Consider the following 15,254-nt stretch of genomic DNA (forward strand, 5'->3'; position numbering starts at 1 on the left):
CATGCAGACCCCATACCGACTGTTGAGCCTGGCCCTCACCGTGACCCTGCTTGCCGCCTGCGGCAAGCAGGAGGCACCGGTGGAGGCACCTGCGGTGAAAGCCGGATCCAAAGTGGAAGCCCCGGCCGAAAAGCCGCTGCGCGGTACGCCGGATTTCGGCGGCACCACCAAGGTGGCGCGCGAGGCCGAAGGCATCGGCAGCACGCCGGAGCTGGCGGTGCTGGCCGCGCTGCAGTCGGCGGTGGCACAGGTCAATGGGGTGCGCGTGGCGAGCCAGATGCAGGGCCTGCGTGCCGGCCTGCATGTGGACGTGGATGGGGAACACGTCGGCGACATCCGCGCCGACGCGTTCGCCCAGCAGATGATTGCCGCCTCGCAGGGGGCGGTGCTGGGGTATGAGATCCTCTCGCAGGAAGAAGTCAGCCAGCTGGATGAAGAAGTGATTGCCCGCGTGCGCGCCAGCGACGCCGGCTACCGTTATTCGGCGTCTGCCTCGGCCAGTGGCTCGGCGCAGGCGCAGGCCGAGGCTGCCGGGGGCGGTGGTTCCGCCTCGGCCAGCATCAAGGAAAGCTACAAGGAACAGGCCAGCGTCGAGGCCGAGCGCGGCGCGCAGTCGTTCGAATCCGATGTCAGCCGCCGCACCCTGCGCAGCTACTGGAAGGTGCGCGTGCGCGCCGATATCGCCCAGTACCGTGCACCGGACGAGCAGGGCCGGCCGAAGATCGTGGTCGCCCAGCCGCACGTGCGCAGCGGCAGCTACGCGGTGGGCGATGGCCGGGTGGCCAGCGAGGAAGTGGCCGCGGCAATCCGCGCGCGCCTGAACGACACGCTGACCCAGACCAAGCGCTTCATCGTGCTGGACCGCGAGTTCGGCGAGGAGATGCAGGCCGAGATCGACCACATCAACAGCGGCAACGTGCGCCTGCAGGACACCGCGCGGCTGGGCCAGCAGCTGGCCACCGACCTGATCCTGATTCCGACCATCGAGCGTTTCGAGTACCCGCGCAGCGTGCGCAACCTGCGCATGTCCGACCGCCAGGTGAGCTCGTATTCGGGCGGTGGCCGCATCACCCTGCGCCTGATCAACGCGACCACCGGCGAGGTGGTGATGTCCGACAGCTTCGACCACCAGCTGGCCTCGACCGGCCCGAGCACGCTGCCGCGCGTGGTCGACGGGAAGGGCATGGCCGCGGCGATGATGGAGTCGCTGTCGGGGCAGATCGGCACCGCGATCATCACCGAGATCTTCCCGGTGTCGGTGGTGGCGATGACCGGCGACCAGGTGGTGCTGAGCCAGGGCGGTGACACGCTCAAGGTCGGCCAGCGCTGGCAGGCGGTGATGCTGGGCGAGGAACTGAAGGACCCGCAGACCGGGCGTTCGCTCGGCCGCAATGAAACCCCGTGCTGCACGATCCGCGTGGACCGGGTGGCCTCGCAGACGTCCTACGGCACCATCGAAGGCGGCGCGGACGTGGGCGGTGCGAGTTTCAAGCCGGGCTCGATCGAGCTGCGTTCGCAGGCGGGTGCGGTGAAGCCGGCCGCGTCGGCGGCCAGCGCGTCGAACGCGGGCAGCGCGAAGCCGAAGCCGGCGCGTGCGGCCGCACCGAAGGCGGCAGCGCCGGCGGAAGATCCGAACTGGTGAAAGAGCGTACCGACCAACGGTCGGTACCTACCGGGGGTGTGGCGGTCGGTGGGAGGCGTACCGACCAACGGTCGGTCTGTACCGGGCGGCGTGGCGGTCGGTGGGAGGCGTACCGACCAACGGTCGGTTTGTACCGGGCGGCGTGGCTGTCGGTGGGAGGGCGTACCGACCAACGGTCGGTTTGTACCGGGCGGCGTGGCTGTCGGTGGAGGGCGTACCGACCAACGGTCGGTACCTACCGGGGGCGTGGCGATCGGTGGGAGGCGTACCGACCAACGGTCGGTACCTACCGGGGTAGCGCACGACCGTTGGTCGTGCGGCGGCGCATGGCGCCGGGCGGTTGCGGGCGGAAGGCGGCAATGCCGGGAATGGGTATCATCGGAGGATGATGTTCCTGCCCTGGAGAGAGCAATGACGCGAGTGGTACTGAGCGTGCTGGCCCTGTCGGTGTCCAGCGCGCTGATGGCGGCGACGCCCAAATTCGACGGCGCGCGGATCTCCGCCGACGTCAAGGAGCTGGCTTCCGACGCCTACGAGGGCCGCTCGCCGGCCACCGCCGGCGAAGAAAAAACGATCGCCTTCCTCAGCAAGCAGTTCGCGGACGCCGGCCTGCAGCCGGGTGGCGACCTGAAGGACGGCAAGCGCCTGTGGACCCAGGCCGTGCCACTGCTCAAGGGTGATATCGTCGGCACGCCGAGCCTGGCGCTGTCCAGCAAGGGCACCCTGCAGTCGCTCAGCCAGGGCAAGGAAATCGCCGTGCGCGCCGCCATGAACGGTGCCAGCGAGGTCGATATCCAGAATGCCCCGCTGGTGTTCCTGGGCTACGGCGTGAACGCGCCGGAGCGCAACTGGAACGACTTCAAGGGCGTGGACCTGAAGGGCAAGATCGCCGTGGTGCTGATCAACGACCCTGATTTCGAAACCGGCGAAGGCGACTTCGACGGCAAGGGCATGACCTACTACGGGCGCTGGACCTACAAGTACGAAGAAGGCGCCCGCCAGGGTGCGCTGGGCGTGCTGATCGTGCATGAAACCGCGCCGGCCTCCTACGGCTGGGCCACGGTGGCCGGCTCCAACACCAACACCATGTTCGACGTGGTCCGCGACAACCCGGCAGAGGCGCACCCGCTGCTGGAAGGCTGGATCCAGCGCGACCTGGCGGTGGACCTGTTCAAGCGCGCCGGCCAGGATTTCGAAGCGCTCAAGAAGCAGGCCCAGCGTCGCGATTTCAAGCCGGTGGAGCTGAAGGGCGAAACCCTGTCGGCCAAGTACGCGGTGAAGACCGAGGTGATCACCTCGCACAACGTGGCCGCGCGCCTGGAAGGCAGCAAGCACCCGGACGAAACCGTGGTGTACAGCGCGCACTGGGACCACATCGGCGTGGGCAAGCCGGATGCGGACGGCGACACCATCTTCAACGGTGCGCTGGACAACGCCAGCGGCACCGCGTCGCTGGTGGAACTGGCGCGTGGCTTCGCCAAGGGCAAGCGCCCCGAGCGTTCGGTGCTGTTCCTGGCCGTGACCGCGGAAGAGAAGGGCCTGCTGGGCTCGGAGTATTACGCCAGCCATCCGCTGTATCCGCTGGCCAGGACCGTGGCGGTGATCAACATGGACGGCATGGCGCCGTTCGGTCCGTCGCGCGATTTCGGCATCTATGGCTCGGCCAGGCTGGAACTGCTGGACCAGCTCAAGGACGTGGCCAAGGGCTGGGACATCCGCTACACCCCGGACCCCAAGCCGGAAGCCGGCCTGTTCTTCCGTTCCGACCACTTCCCGTTCGCCAAGCGTGGCGTGCCGGCGGTGTCGTACTCGGCGGGCCAGGACTGGGTGGAGGGCGGCGTGGCCGCGGGCAAGGCGGCGTCGGACGACTACACCGCCAAGCGCTACCACCAGCAGGGCGACGAGTGGCAGCCGGACTGGAAGTTCGCCGGCGCCGCACGCGACCTGGAGGTGCTGTACACCCTGGGCAACCAGCTGGCCAACAGCCGCACCTGGCCGAACTGGAGCGATGACTCGCAGTTCCGCGCACCGCGCGATGCCAGCGCCGCAGAGCGCAGGTAAGCGTTGGCTCCCCGCCGGTTCCTGCCGGCGGGGGGATGGTCTTCGGCCCGGCTGTACGTGGGACACGCATGGCGTGTCGCTACGTGGCCCCCAGACCGGTCGCGTAGGGACACGCCATGCGTGTCCACGTGGCCCCCGGACCGGTCGCGTAGGGACACGCCATGCGTGTCCACGTGGCCTCCGGACCGGTCGCGTAGGGACACGCCATGCGTGTCCACGTGGCCCCCGGCACCCCGGCGCCACACCGGCGCCGTTTCATCCCCGCGTTTCCCGCTTCCGTCGCATGCCGCTTGTGCGCTCCACGGGCAGGGCTATCCTCACACCATCCCATCGTGAAGACGCCGCCGTGTTCGCCAGTCTCTCCCTGATTCTTCGCATTCTGCTGGCCTGGGCCGCCGCGCTGGTGGTGGCCGGGTTCGTCTGGAGCGGTTTCTTCCACGGCATGGACGAGGGCCCGGGCTGGGTGTTCGGGCTGCTGGCGCTGTTCCTGATGGTGACCGCGCTGGGCAGCTGCATCACCCACCTGCGCCGGGTTTCGATCGTGGCCGGGCGGCTGGACGCGGCCTCCCTGTCCAGCCGCCAGCGCCGTCAGATCGAGCTGCCCATGGACGCCGGCGCCGCCTTCGCCCTGGTCGAACAGGCAATCAAGGAACTACCCCGCGTGGAGGACATTGAAAGCGCCGCCGGCAGCCTGCAGGTGCGCGCTTACGTGCGCCGAGTGGATCCTTACAACGGCCGCCCGCCGTCACGCTGGAACCTGCCGGCGCGTTGGGCGATCAAGCGCAACAGCGTGCTGGCCACGGTCAGCCCGGGGCAGGGCACCAGCAGCGTCACCCTGGTCTTCGAACCCGACGCGGGAGTGTGGGCCGACCTGCTGGCGGTGGATGAAGGCAGCAACTACGAGAACGCCGAGGCGGTCGGGCGCGCCATCACCCGCCGCGTGGCCGAACAGCGCCGCGACGAACAGGCGGCGGCCGAACAGACCGCCACCGAAAAGGAGCTGTCGGTAGCCCGCCTCAACCTGCTGCACGCGCAGGTGGAACCGCACTTCCTGTACAACACGCTGGCCAATGCGCAGGTGCTGACCCGTACCGACCCGCCGCGTGCCGACCAGATGCTGGGCCACCTGATCCAGTACCTGCGCAGCTCGCTGCCGAGCGTGGACGAGTCGATGTCCACCCTGGGCGTGGAGCTGGAGCGCACCCAGGCCTACCTGGAAATCCTCAAGATCCGCATGGGCGCGCGGCTGGCGCTGCAGGTGGACGTGCCGCCGGCGCTGCACGGTCTGCCGCTGCCGTCGATGGCGCTGCAGACCCTGGTCGAAAACGCGATCAAGCACGGGCTGGAGCCCAAGCCGGGCGGTGGCACGGTGTGGATCATCGCGCGCGCGTTCGACGATCACGTCACCCTGACCGTGGCCGACGATGGCCTCGGTTTCGGCCAGGGCAACAGCAGTGGCACCGGCATCGGCCTGAAGAACCTGCGCGAACGGCTGCGCCTGACCTGCGGCGAACGCGCCGGCGTGGCCATCGTGTCCAACTTCCCCAGCGGCGTGGCGGCAACGATCACCCTGCCGCGCGACGCACGCGAGGCGATCCATGCAGCTTGATGCGCTCATTGCCGAAGACGAAGACCTGCTGCGGCAGTCGCTGGTGGCGCAGCTGCAGCGGCTGTGGCCGGAACTGCGGCTGGTGGCCGAATGCGAAGACGGCGCCAGCGCGCTGGAGCGGCTGGCCGAACTGAAGCCGGACCTGGCCCTGCTCGACATCCGCATGCCCGGGATCAGCGGCATCGACGTGGCGCGTGCGCTGCCGGAGATCAGCCCGCGCACCCAGGTGGTGTTCGTCACCGCCTACGACCAGTACGCGATCGATGCGTTCGAACACGGCGCCATCGACTACCTGCTCAAGCCGGTCAGCGACGAACGCCTGCTGGCCACGCGCGAACGCATCCTGGCGCGCATGCAGCTGGGGCGCCCGGACACTGCGATGCTGGAGCAGTTGCTGCAACGCCTGGGCCAGCAGCCCGGCGCTGCGTCGAGCGCGCCGCCGCTGGCCTGGATCACCGCCAGCAACGGCCGCGATACCCAGCTGATCATGCTCGAGGACGTGGTCTATTTCCGCGCCGACAGCAAGTACACCACGGTGGTGACCGAAGCCGGGGAAAGCCTGCTGCGCACGCCGCTGCGCGAGCTGCTGGAGGTGCTGGACCCGCAGCGCTTCCGCCAGGTGCACCGTTCCACCATCGTCAACATGAAAGCAGTGGCGGCGGTGACCCGCGACGACACCGGCCGCGGGCAGCTGCGGTTGAAGCAGCGCCCGGAGCTGCTCAACGTGAGCCAGCCATTCATGAGCCTGTTCCGCGGAATGTGACCCACGCAGTAGAGCGGGGCTCTGCCCCGCTGCCGTTGCCGGGGTCCCGATGGGTCAGAACGCCGGCTGCAGATTCAGGTTGTGGCCGCTGTCCGGCTCGCCTACATGGTTGAGCTGGCCCACCAGTTCCGAATGCTGCTTCATGCGGCCGATCTCGCGCATGATGCGGATGTCTTCGTGGCGCAGTTCGCGCCGGGCGGTGACCGCCTGCTTGTAGTCGAGCACTTCCGGGTACAGCTGGGCCATGTCCAGTGCTTCGGCCACGCATTCGACGGTGTCGGCGTCGGAGGTGATCCGCGCGCGGCTGTTGAACGCTTTCATCCAGCGCTCGAAGCCGGCGGTGTGGTCGAACATGTTGGCCATGAACCAGATCACGAACAGGATCGACACCCACGAGCCGAACACGATCACCACGCGGGTGAAGGTGATATGGAAGTCGTCCTTCCACAGGTAGTTGGCGATCAGGCCGAGGATCAAAAGCGAGGCGGCCTGCCAGCCGACGATCGAGGCCATCAGCCACTGGCCCTTGGCCCTGGCCAGCGTGGCCACTTCCTCGCGGATCTGTTGCTCACTCTTGTTGCGCCAATGCGCGACCTGCTTGTCGAACGGGCTGCTGTACAGCTCGTTGTCCTGGAGCAGTAAACCCAAACCTTTGAACAAAGCGATCATCACGGGCTCCTTGGGGAACGTGCAGCGGCGCATTGGACTTGCGGTGAGGCGGATTCAGTTCTAAGCACGTTCGCGGCGCTTGGCAATGGGCGGTGCGACAAAACGCCGCAGGGGTCTAAACTGAATGCGTACGTTGAGCGCTTTCTTGCGCGGTGCATCATTCAAAATCGCTGCGGAAAGCCCCAAAACCCCGGCCACTCCTGTTGCAACCGCACAATTCCACGCACGGCGTCACGCGCTACGCCCCACGGGCGTCGTGGATCACGCAGAATTGACGCAACCGCGCAGGATCGCGGCCCTCTCCACCCCCTTGGAAGCCTCTGGATGTCGTCACTGCTGCACCGCCTCACCCGCCCCGCCACCGTCCCGATCCGGCGCTGGGTGATGGGCGCGTTCCCGCGCGGGGAGAGCGGCATCGATTACGACCATCCGGTGGGCGACCCGGGCTGGTTCGGGCCGGACAGCGCCACCTGGCGGGTGCACGCCGAGTTCCCCGGGATGCTGGCCGGTGGGCTGTGCGCGCTGATGCTGCAGACCCTGCACCCGCTGGCCCTGGCCGGGGTGTACGACCACTCCAACTTCCGCGACGACCTGGTGGGGCGGTTGCGCCGGACCACGGCGTTCGTGGCGTGCACCAGCTATGCGGCATCGGGCGAAGTGGAGGCGCTGGTCGCGAAGGTGAAGCGCATCCACGCCCACGTGCGCGGGCAGACGCCGGACGGGCAGGTGTATTCGGCGGACGATCCGGCGTTGTTGACCTGGGTGCACGTGACCGAGGCCTACGGCTTCCTGCAGGGGTACCGGCGTTACTGCCGCGAAGTGCCGGAGGCCATTGCCGACCGCTACTACGATGAGTACCGTCGCGTGGCCGAAGCGTTGGGAGCCACAGAGGTGCCTGCCTCGGAAGCGGCGGTGGAGGCGTACTTCGAACAGCAGCGTCCGTTGCTCCGTTTCGACGGACGCTCGCGTGAAGTGCTGGCGGTGCTCTCAAGCATCCGGCTGCCGGTACCGATGGCGGGGTTGTCGCGCGAGCTGTTCCTCGGCGCCGGTACTGTGCTGCTTCCCCAATGGGCCACCGCGATGCTGGAACGCACGCCGATGCAGCGCACCCAGGCACGCGCTTCCGCGCGGGTGCTGCAGGGCATGTCGCCGTTGTTCCGCCGCGCGCTGCAGGACGGGGTGGCCGCGCGCGCGTGCGCACGCATGGGCGTGCCGCTCAGCACGCTCGCCCATTGGTGACCCGGAACGCATTGGCGAACGGGCCAATGGCACATCGACGCACGCGGCACCGACCCTACCGCATGCATTCCCTGAAAGAAAACGGGCGCCGAAGCGCCCGTTTTTCTCACCACGCCTTGACCCGCTTTTCCGGAACGCATTGGCGAAGGGCCAATGGCACATCGACGCACGCGGCACTGACACCTCGGTAGGGTCGGTTCCCAAACGACCGCCGATAACGTGTGTGATTTCATTTGCGCATGGACCTGAAACGCAGGCGTCTCCCCGATACCTGTCATGCGTCACCCTGCCGATCATTGCCATCGGCAGTCGTTTGGGAACCGACCCTACCGCATGCATTCCCTGAAAAAAACGGGCGCCGAAGCGCCCGTTTTTCTCACCACGCCTTGACCCGCTTTTCCGGAACGCATTGGCGAACGGGCCAATGGCACAACGACGCACGCGGCAATGACACGTCGGTAGGGTCGGTTCCCAAACGACCGCCGATACCGTGTGTGATTTCATTTACGCATGGCCCTGAAACGCAGGCGTCTCCCCGATACCTGTCATGCGTCACCATGCCGATCATTGCCGTCGGCAGTCGTTTGGGAACCGACCCTACCGCATGCATTCCCTGAAAAAAACGGGCGCCGAAGCGCCCGTTTTTCTCACCACACCTTGACCCGCTTTTCCGGGGCCAGGTACAGCTTCTGGCCTTCCTTCACTTCGAAGGCCGGATACCATGCGTCCAGGTTGCGCACGGTGAGCGCGCGGAACTGGCCCGGGGCGTGCACGTTGGTCAGCAGCGAATTGCGCAGCGCCTGCTCGCGCGCCTTGCTGCGCCACGCCTGCGCGAAGCCCAGGAAGAAGCGCTGGTCCGGGCTGAAGCCTTCCAGGGTCTGCCCCGGCTTGCCCTGCAGCGACAGCTGGTAAGCGTCGTACGCGGTGGCCAGGCCGGCCACGTCGGCGATGTTCTCGCCCAGGGTCAGGCGGCCGTTCACCGACACGCCCGGGAACGGCTGGTAGCTGCTGAACTGCGCGGCCAGCGCATCGCCGGCGGCGTTGAACTGCTTCAGGTCTTCGGCGGTCCACCAGTTGTGCAGGCGGCCGGTTTCATCGAACAGCGCACCGGCATTGTCGAAGCCGTGGCTGATCTCGTGCCCGATCACCGCACCGATGGCGCCGTAGTTCACCGCATCGTCGGCGGCGCCGTCGAAGAACGGCGGCTGCAGGATCGCGGCCGGGAACACCAGGCGGTTTTCCAGCGGCACGTTCATCGCGTTGATGGTCTGCGGCAGCATCGCCCATTCGCTGTGGTCCACCGGCTGGCCGAGCTTGGCCAGGTTGCGGCGGTACTCGAACAGGCTGGCGCGCTCGGCGTTGCCCAGCGCGTCGTCGCGCTTCACTTCAAGCCCGCTGTAGTCGCGCCACTTGTCCGGGTAGCCCATGCCCACGGTGAGGCCTTCGACCTTGCGCTTGGCGTGCGCCTTGGTTTCCGGCGACATCCATTCCAGCGCGTCGATGCGCTTGGCGAACGCGGCGATGATGTTCTTCGCCATTTCATCGGCTCGCGCCTTGGTGGCCGGGTCGAAATGCTTCTCGACGTACAGCTTGCCGATCGCTTCGCCCACGGCGTTGTTGCTTTCGTCCACGGCGCGCTTCCAGCGCTCGCTCTGCTGCGGGGTGCCGTTGAGCACGGTGCCGTGGAAGGCGAAGCGCGCATCGGCCATGGCCTTGGGCAGGTACGGCGCGGCGCGGTCCAAAGCGTGGAAGGTCAGGTAGTCCTTCCACACGTCCAGCGGCTCGGTGGCGACCAGGCGCGAGATGCCGGCCACGGCCTTGGGCTGCCACACGATGAAGTCGTCCTGCTTGTCCAGGCCGGCGGCGGCCAGGAACGCGGCCCAGTCCATGCCCGGCGCCTTGGCGCTGAGGTCGGCCTGCTTCCACGCGTTGGCGCCCTTGGCCACGTCGTTGGTTTCTTCCTGGGTGGCATGCGCCTGGGCGATGCGGGTTTCCAGCGCCAGGATGCGCTGCGCCTTGGCCGCCGGATCGGCGACGCCGGCCAGCTGCAGCACCTGCGCGATGTAGGCCTGGTACTGCTTGCGCAGCTCGGCCATGCGCCCGCCTTCCAGGTAGAAGTCGCGGTCGGGCAGGCCCAGGCCGCCCTGCACCAGGTACGGCGCGTTGCGGTCCGGCTGCAGCAGGTCCACCGACACCCAGGTGCCGAACAGGCGGTCGGTATAGAAATTGGTGGCGTTGAGCAGGTCCACGTCGGCGCGCAGGGTGCCGCCCAGCGCGGTGGCCAGCGCGGCCTTGTCGGCGATGCCGCCGATGGCGTCCAGCTCGGGCTTGACCGCTGCCATGCCGCGCGATTCGATCCCGGCCTCGTCCATGAACGCGGCGTAGTAGTCGCCGATCAGTTTGGTTTCACCGCTGGCCTGGGTGTTGGCGGCGGCGCCTTCGAGGATGGCGCGGGTATCGGCGAGGGTTTTCTCGGAAATGACATTGAAGCTGCCGAAACTGGAGCGGTCGGCCGGGATCTCGGTGTTCTTCACCCAGCTGCCGTTGGCGAAGCCGAAGAAGTCGTCGCCGGCGGCGACGCTGCGGTCCATGCCGGCGGCATCGAAGCCGAAGCTGCCCAGCTGCGGCTTGGGTGCAGCGGGCGGGGTGGCGGCGCTGTCGGCGGCCGGGGCAGCGCCCGGCGCGGTGGCATCGCGGTCGCAGGCGGCCAGGCCCAGCGACAGGCTGGCGGCAACGGCAAGCATCAGGGTGGAGCGGCGCAGCTTGGACATGAACTTCTCAGGCGACGGGAAAACCCCAAGTCTATCGCCCGCGACCCGGACACAGGCGGCCCGACGCCCCACCAGACAGCTCCAATTACCGAACCCCAAGGTGGGTTGACCCGCCTCATCTATGTGACGCCCGTCTCACCTCTTCCCGCGCGGCTCCGGCTGGTGCATGCTGGGAACAAGGCGCCGGGCAAAGGCTTGGCCCGTGGGGAACGGGCTTTGGAGACGTCAAGAAAGTGCGACGTCGGCCGCTCAGGTTTGGGGAAACCAGGAAGCGTTTACATGAAGTCAGGCCGTCACCGAGGTAGAGGTCCGCGATGCCCGCGCTGAGCCAACCGATGGCGCGGCCGCTGCGCACGATCGTCTGGCTGGGCGTCAGCATGGGCCTGCTGCTGGGCGCGGGCCTGGTGATGATGCTGGCCAATGACTACCAGCGACGACACGAGGCCGCCCAGCGCCAGAGCTCGGCGTTGGCCACCAGCTCGCAGCGGCTGCTGCGGCTGGAACTGCGCAACCTGGAGCGGGCCATGCGCGGCATCGCCGCCGACGGCGCGCAGCTGTTCGAACGGGTACCGGCGCAGGCGCCGGACCTGCTGGACGAGGCCATCGACGGCGTGCTGCAGCGCCATGCCGAGCTGGAAAGCATCGTGGTGGTGGACCAGTTCGGCCGCGCCCTGACCAGCGGCGGCGGCGATCTGACGCTTCCGCTTTGGATCGTGGAAAACCACCGCGGTGCGGCCAGCCAGCTGTATCTGGGGCCGCCGCAGGACCTGGGCATGCGGCGCTGGGTGGTGCCGCTGGCGCTGCGCATGGGCGACGACCGCTGGCTGCTGAGCCGGCTGCATGCCAGCGAACTGCAGTCGGTGATCAGCGGCCTGGATATCGGCTACCACGGTGTGATCTCGATCAGCGATGGCGCCGGCCATGTGCTGGCGCGCAGCCCGGACAACGAAGGGCTCACCGGCAAGCGCTACAAACTGCAGCGCCGCGACCTGGTCGGGCGCGATTCGGTCACCCCGCTGGGCATCGAAAACAGCCCGATCGACCAGGTGGAGCGCATTTCCACCCTGACCACCCTGGCCGAGTACCCGCTGGCGGTATACGCCGGGCTGGCCCGGCAGGACGTGCTGGCGCCGTGGTGGCCGTACGTGCAGGCCTCGCTGGGCCTTTACCTGCTGTACTGGGGCGCGTTCGCGCTGGTCTACAGCAGCCTGCGCCGTGCCACCCGCCGCCAGGATGCGATGAGCGCGGAGCTGCGCACCGGCCATGCCGAGCTGCGCATGGCCCACCAGGTCGGCAAGATCTGCACCTGGACGGTGGACGAGGATGCCGCGGTGCTGCGCTGGTCGCCGCTGGCCCGCGAGATCTTCGGCATTCCGCTGGATTCGCTGCCGGTGGCCGAGTTCTTCGACCGCGTGCACCAGGACGACGCGCAGCGCCTGCGGGACGCCTTCCACCAGGCGTTCGCCGGCAACGGCGTGCTGGATGAAATGTTCCGCATCGTGCTGCCGGGCGGCACCACCCACTGGGTGTCGGCGCGCGGCCAGCAGGTCGGTGGCATCGACCAGGAACGGCGCATGATCGGTGCACTCACCGACGTCAGCGAACGGGTCCAGGCGCTGGCGCGGGCGCAGCAGGCCGAGCGCCAGTTCCGCCTGTTGTTCGACCGCAACCCGGCGCCGTTCTGGGTATTCGACCCGGACACCCTGCGCTTCCTTGAAGTGAACGAGGCGGCGGTGCGCCAGTACGGGTACAGCCGCGACGAATTCCTGGCGATGAGCATCCTCGACATCCGCCCGCGCGAAGGCTGGGAGGAGATCCGCGGGGCGATCGCCAATGCCACCAGCGGCGACCTGCAGGACGCCAAAGTGCGCCTGCACCGGCGCAAGGACGGCACTGTGTTCGAGGTGCGTGCGCACCTGGCGCGGCTGGATTTCGACGGGCGCGAGGCCTGCCTGGTGCTGGCCGAGGACATCAGCGACCGCATGGCCTACGAGCGCGACCTGGCCTACCACGCGACCCACAACCCGGCCACCGGCCTGCTCAACACGCGCGCGCTGGCCGCGCAGCTGGACGAGGAGGGCGGCAGCTACACCATCGCCTACGTGCAGTTCCGCGGCCTGCAGCTGGTGGCCGATACGCTGGGCCGCGAGGTCGGCGAGGTGGTGCTGCAGGCCATGGCCAAGCGCCTGGGCGGACTGGGCGTGCGCTACGGGCTGCTGGCCTTCCAGCCGGCCGAGGATTTCATCTTCGCGATCCGCGATGACCATGAGCGCCAGAGCGCGCTGGACACGCTGGTGCAGACCGTCTCCGAACCGGTGCGTGGGCAGGACTGGCTGCACCAGTTCGAGCCGCGCATCGGCGTGGCGGTGAAGTTCGACGGCGACGTGGTCAGCGCCGAACAGGTGATCGGCATGGCCGCGCAGGCGGCGCACGCCGCGCGCGACGAAGGCAGCGTGATCGCGTGGTTCGACAGCGCGGTGAGCGCGCGGCTGGCCGACCGGCTGCGCCTGGCCGGACGCATCCACAGCGCGATCGACGCCGAATTCGCCTTGTATTTCCAGCCGATCTGCCACGCCAGCGATGGCACTCCGGCGGCGCTGGAAGCGCTGCTGCGCTGGCCGCAGGCTGACGGCAGTTTCATTCCGCCGGGCGAGTTCATCCAGTTGTGCGAGGACACCGGCCTGATCCTGGCGCTGGGCCGCTGGGTGATCCGCGAAGCGGCGCGCGCGCAGCGGCAACTGGTGGACGCCGGCTGGGACCTGCCGATTGCGGTGAACGTGTCGGCGGTGCAGTTCTTCAACAGCGACCTGGTCGCCGAGTTCCAGCGTGCGAGCCAGGAATTCGGGCTGGCGCGCGGGGCGCTGCACGTGGAGCTGACCGAGAGCAGCCTGATGCGCAAGCCGGGCCAGGCCAAGCAGACCATGCAGCGGTTGCACGAGCAGGGCATCCACATTTCGCTGGACGACTTCGGCACCGGCTATTCGAACATGTCCTACCTGCAGCACCTGCCGCTGGACATCCTGAAGATCGACCGCAGCTTCGTCGCGGACGTGGAAATCAACCCGCGCAACGCCTCGATCTGCCGCGCGCTGCTGTCGCTGGGCCACAGCATGGGCCTGACCGTGATTGCGGAGGGCGTGGAGACGCCGGGCCAGCACGAATGGCTGGCCGCGCACGGCTGCGACCAGGTGCAGGGCTACCTGCTGGGCCGGCCGGCACCGCTGGCCGAAGTGATAGAACGACTGGAAACCGCCGCCGCGTAGAACGGCGGCCGGAATGCCGAAAGGTAGCGCCGACTGTTAGTCGGCGGCATCACCAGGCGCAGGGCTGCGGGCAGCCATGTGCTGCGGCGAAGAGCAGCCGACTAACAGTCGGCGCTACCAGTAGATGCCACCATGAGGTGCCACCATGAGGTGCCACCAAGAGGTGCCACCAAGAGGTGCCACCAAGAGGTGCCACCAAGAGGTGCCGCCAAAAGGTGCCGCCATCAGGCACCACGATCTGGCACCACGATCAGGGGCCACCATCCGGCGCCAGCGTCAGGCCCGACATCAGTGGAACAATGCGCGCTGATTTTGGCATTTATCATCACCAGTGAAGGCAATAAGCTGCATCAGCACCTTTCTCGATGCATTCGCCTGCTGGAGCCCCCATGACCCGTCTGCCCTCGCTGTATATCTCCCACGGTTCGCCGATGACCGCGCTGCAGCCGGGTCTGGTCGGGGCGCGCCTGGCCGAGCTGGGCGCGCAACTGCCGCGCCCGCGCGCGATCGTGATGGCGTCGGCGCACTGGCTGACCCGGCAGCCGGCGGTGGGCGCACACCCGCAGCCGCCCACCATCCACGATTTCGGCGGTTTCCCGCAGGCGCTGTTCGAGATGCAGTACCCGGCGCCGGGCGACCCGGCCCTGGCGGCCGAGGTCGCGCAGCGGCTGGCCGACGCCGGGTTGCCGGCGGCGCTGGATCCGGCGCGTGGGCTCGACCACGGCGCCTGGGTGCCGCTGCGCCTGCTCTACCCGCAGGCCGACATCCCGGTGGTGCCGCTGGCACTGCAGCCGCTGCAGGGCCCGGCACACCAGTTCGCGCTGGGCCGCGCACTGGCGCCGCTGCGCGAGCAGGGCGTGCTGCTGGTCGGCTCCGGCAGCATCACCCACAACCTGCACGACGTCGGCCAGTACCAGCGCGGTGGCGAAGCGCCGTATGTGCGGCCCTTCATCGAATGGGTGGAACAGCGCCTGCAGGCCAACGACAGTGCCGCGCTGCTGGATTACCGCCGGCAGGCGCCGTTCGCCGAACGCGCGCACCCCACCGACGAGCACTTCCAGCCGCTGCATTTCGCGCTCGGCGCGGCCGGCGGCGAGCTGCTGGGCGCGCAGCGCATCGATGCCGGCATCGACGCGGGCATGCTGGCGATGGACATCTACCGCTTCGACGGCGACGCACGCGCTTGAGCACCCTCTCCGTCGTTCGCGGTTCGGGATCGGTGTGGTAGTTTTTTTCC

9 protein-coding genes are annotated in these 15,254 nt (G+C 68.2%); 7 read left to right on the forward strand and 2 right to left on the reverse strand.

The genetic code is table 11. From position 1 onward, the window contains the following. Position 1: 1 nt before the first annotated feature. From FSZ13_RS15810 to FSZ13_RS15825, 4 genes are all read left to right on the forward strand, one after another. The gene (locus tag FSZ13_RS15810; RefSeq protein WP_145481373.1) at positions 2 to 1,642 is read left to right on the forward strand and encodes a CsgG/HfaB family protein; all 1,641 of its coding nucleotides are present in this window, start codon (positions 2 to 4) and stop codon (positions 1,640 to 1,642) included. Between the two features lie 411 nt (positions 1,643 to 2,053). Continuing rightward, complete coding sequence (locus FSZ13_RS15815; protein ID WP_145481374.1) at positions 2,054 to 3,703, forward strand: M28 family metallopeptidase; 1,650 nt, start codon at positions 2,054 to 2,056, stop codon at positions 3,701 to 3,703. 346 nt (positions 3,704 to 4,049) lie between these two features. Then, the gene (locus FSZ13_RS15820; RefSeq protein ID WP_145481376.1) at positions 4,050 to 5,312 is read left to right on the forward strand and encodes a sensor histidine kinase; all 1,263 of its coding nucleotides are present in this window, start codon (positions 4,050 to 4,052) and stop codon (positions 5,310 to 5,312) included. Then, a complete protein-coding gene (locus FSZ13_RS15825; RefSeq protein WP_145481378.1) occupies positions 5,302 to 6,075 on the forward strand; it encodes a LytR/AlgR family response regulator transcription factor in 774 nt (257 codons plus the stop codon). The genes FSZ13_RS15820 and FSZ13_RS15825 overlap by 11 nt, the downstream gene beginning before the upstream one ends. Positions 6,076 to 6,129: 54 nt before the next feature. On the opposite strand, the gene FSZ13_RS15830 is transcribed toward FSZ13_RS15825, so the two are convergent. Next, a complete protein-coding gene (locus FSZ13_RS15830) occupies positions 6,130 to 6,744 on the reverse strand; it encodes a hypothetical protein (protein WP_186308967.1) in 615 nt (204 codons plus the stop codon). A 324-nt stretch (positions 6,745 to 7,068) separates the two neighbouring features. On the opposite strand from FSZ13_RS15830, the gene FSZ13_RS15835 reads away from it, so the two are divergent. Next, entirely contained in the window at positions 7,069 to 7,983 is a 915-nt protein-coding gene (locus FSZ13_RS15835) for an oxygenase MpaB family protein (protein ID WP_145481382.1), read from the forward strand. A 647-nt stretch (positions 7,984 to 8,630) separates the two neighbouring features. Here FSZ13_RS15835 and FSZ13_RS15840 read toward each other — a convergent pair. Beyond that, positions 8,631 to 10,754, reverse strand: a complete 2,124-nt coding sequence (locus FSZ13_RS15840) for a M13 family metallopeptidase (RefSeq protein ID WP_145481384.1) — start codon at positions 10,752 to 10,754, stop codon at positions 8,631 to 8,633. Between the two features lie 314 nt (positions 10,755 to 11,068). Between FSZ13_RS15840 and FSZ13_RS15845 the strand changes: the two genes are divergently transcribed. Together FSZ13_RS15845 and FSZ13_RS15850 are read left to right on the forward strand one after the other, a co-directional pair. Further along, complete coding sequence (locus tag FSZ13_RS15845) at positions 11,069 to 14,017, forward strand: bifunctional diguanylate cyclase/phosphodiesterase (RefSeq protein WP_145481386.1); 2,949 nt, start codon at positions 11,069 to 11,071, stop codon at positions 14,015 to 14,017. 389 nt (positions 14,018 to 14,406) lie between these two features. Continuing rightward, positions 14,407 to 15,204: a DODA-type extradiol aromatic ring-opening family dioxygenase gene (locus FSZ13_RS15850; RefSeq protein ID WP_145481388.1), complete on the forward strand. Its 798-nt coding sequence runs from the start codon at positions 14,407 to 14,409 to the stop codon at positions 15,202 to 15,204. Positions 15,205 to 15,254: the final 50 nt, after the last annotated feature.

Source organism: Stenotrophomonas rhizophila, from assembly GCF_007667275.1.
Taxonomy (GTDB): Bacteria; Pseudomonadota; Gammaproteobacteria; order Xanthomonadales; family Xanthomonadaceae; genus Stenotrophomonas; species Stenotrophomonas maltophilia_AE.

What these genes read in the sequence shown, in the direction of transcription:
- FSZ13_RS15815 (WP_145481374.1), top strand. Translation starts at nt 2,054, where the DNA reads ATGACGCGAGTGGTACTGAGCGTGCTGGCCCTGTCGGTGTCCAGCGCG.
- FSZ13_RS15810 (WP_145481373.1), top strand. Translation starts at nt 2, where the DNA reads ATGCAGACCCCATACCGACTGTTGAGCCTGGCCCTCACCGTGACCCTG.
- FSZ13_RS15850 (WP_145481388.1), top strand. Translation starts at nt 14,407, where the DNA reads ATGACCCGTCTGCCCTCGCTGTATATCTCCCACGGTTCGCCGATGACC.
- FSZ13_RS15840 (WP_145481384.1), bottom strand. Translation starts at nt 10,754, where the DNA reads ATGTCCAAGCTGCGCCGCTCCACCCTGATGCTTGCCGTTGCCGCCAGC.
- FSZ13_RS15845 (WP_145481386.1), top strand. Translation starts at nt 11,069, where the DNA reads ATGCCCGCGCTGAGCCAACCGATGGCGCGGCCGCTGCGCACGATCGTC.
- FSZ13_RS15830 (WP_186308967.1), bottom strand. Translation starts at nt 6,744, where the DNA reads ATGATCGCTTTGTTCAAAGGTTTGGGTTTACTGCTCCAGGACAACGAG.
- FSZ13_RS15835 (WP_145481382.1), top strand. Translation starts at nt 7,069, where the DNA reads ATGTCGTCACTGCTGCACCGCCTCACCCGCCCCGCCACCGTCCCGATC.
- FSZ13_RS15825 (WP_145481378.1), top strand. Translation starts at nt 5,302, where the DNA reads ATGCAGCTTGATGCGCTCATTGCCGAAGACGAAGACCTGCTGCGGCAG.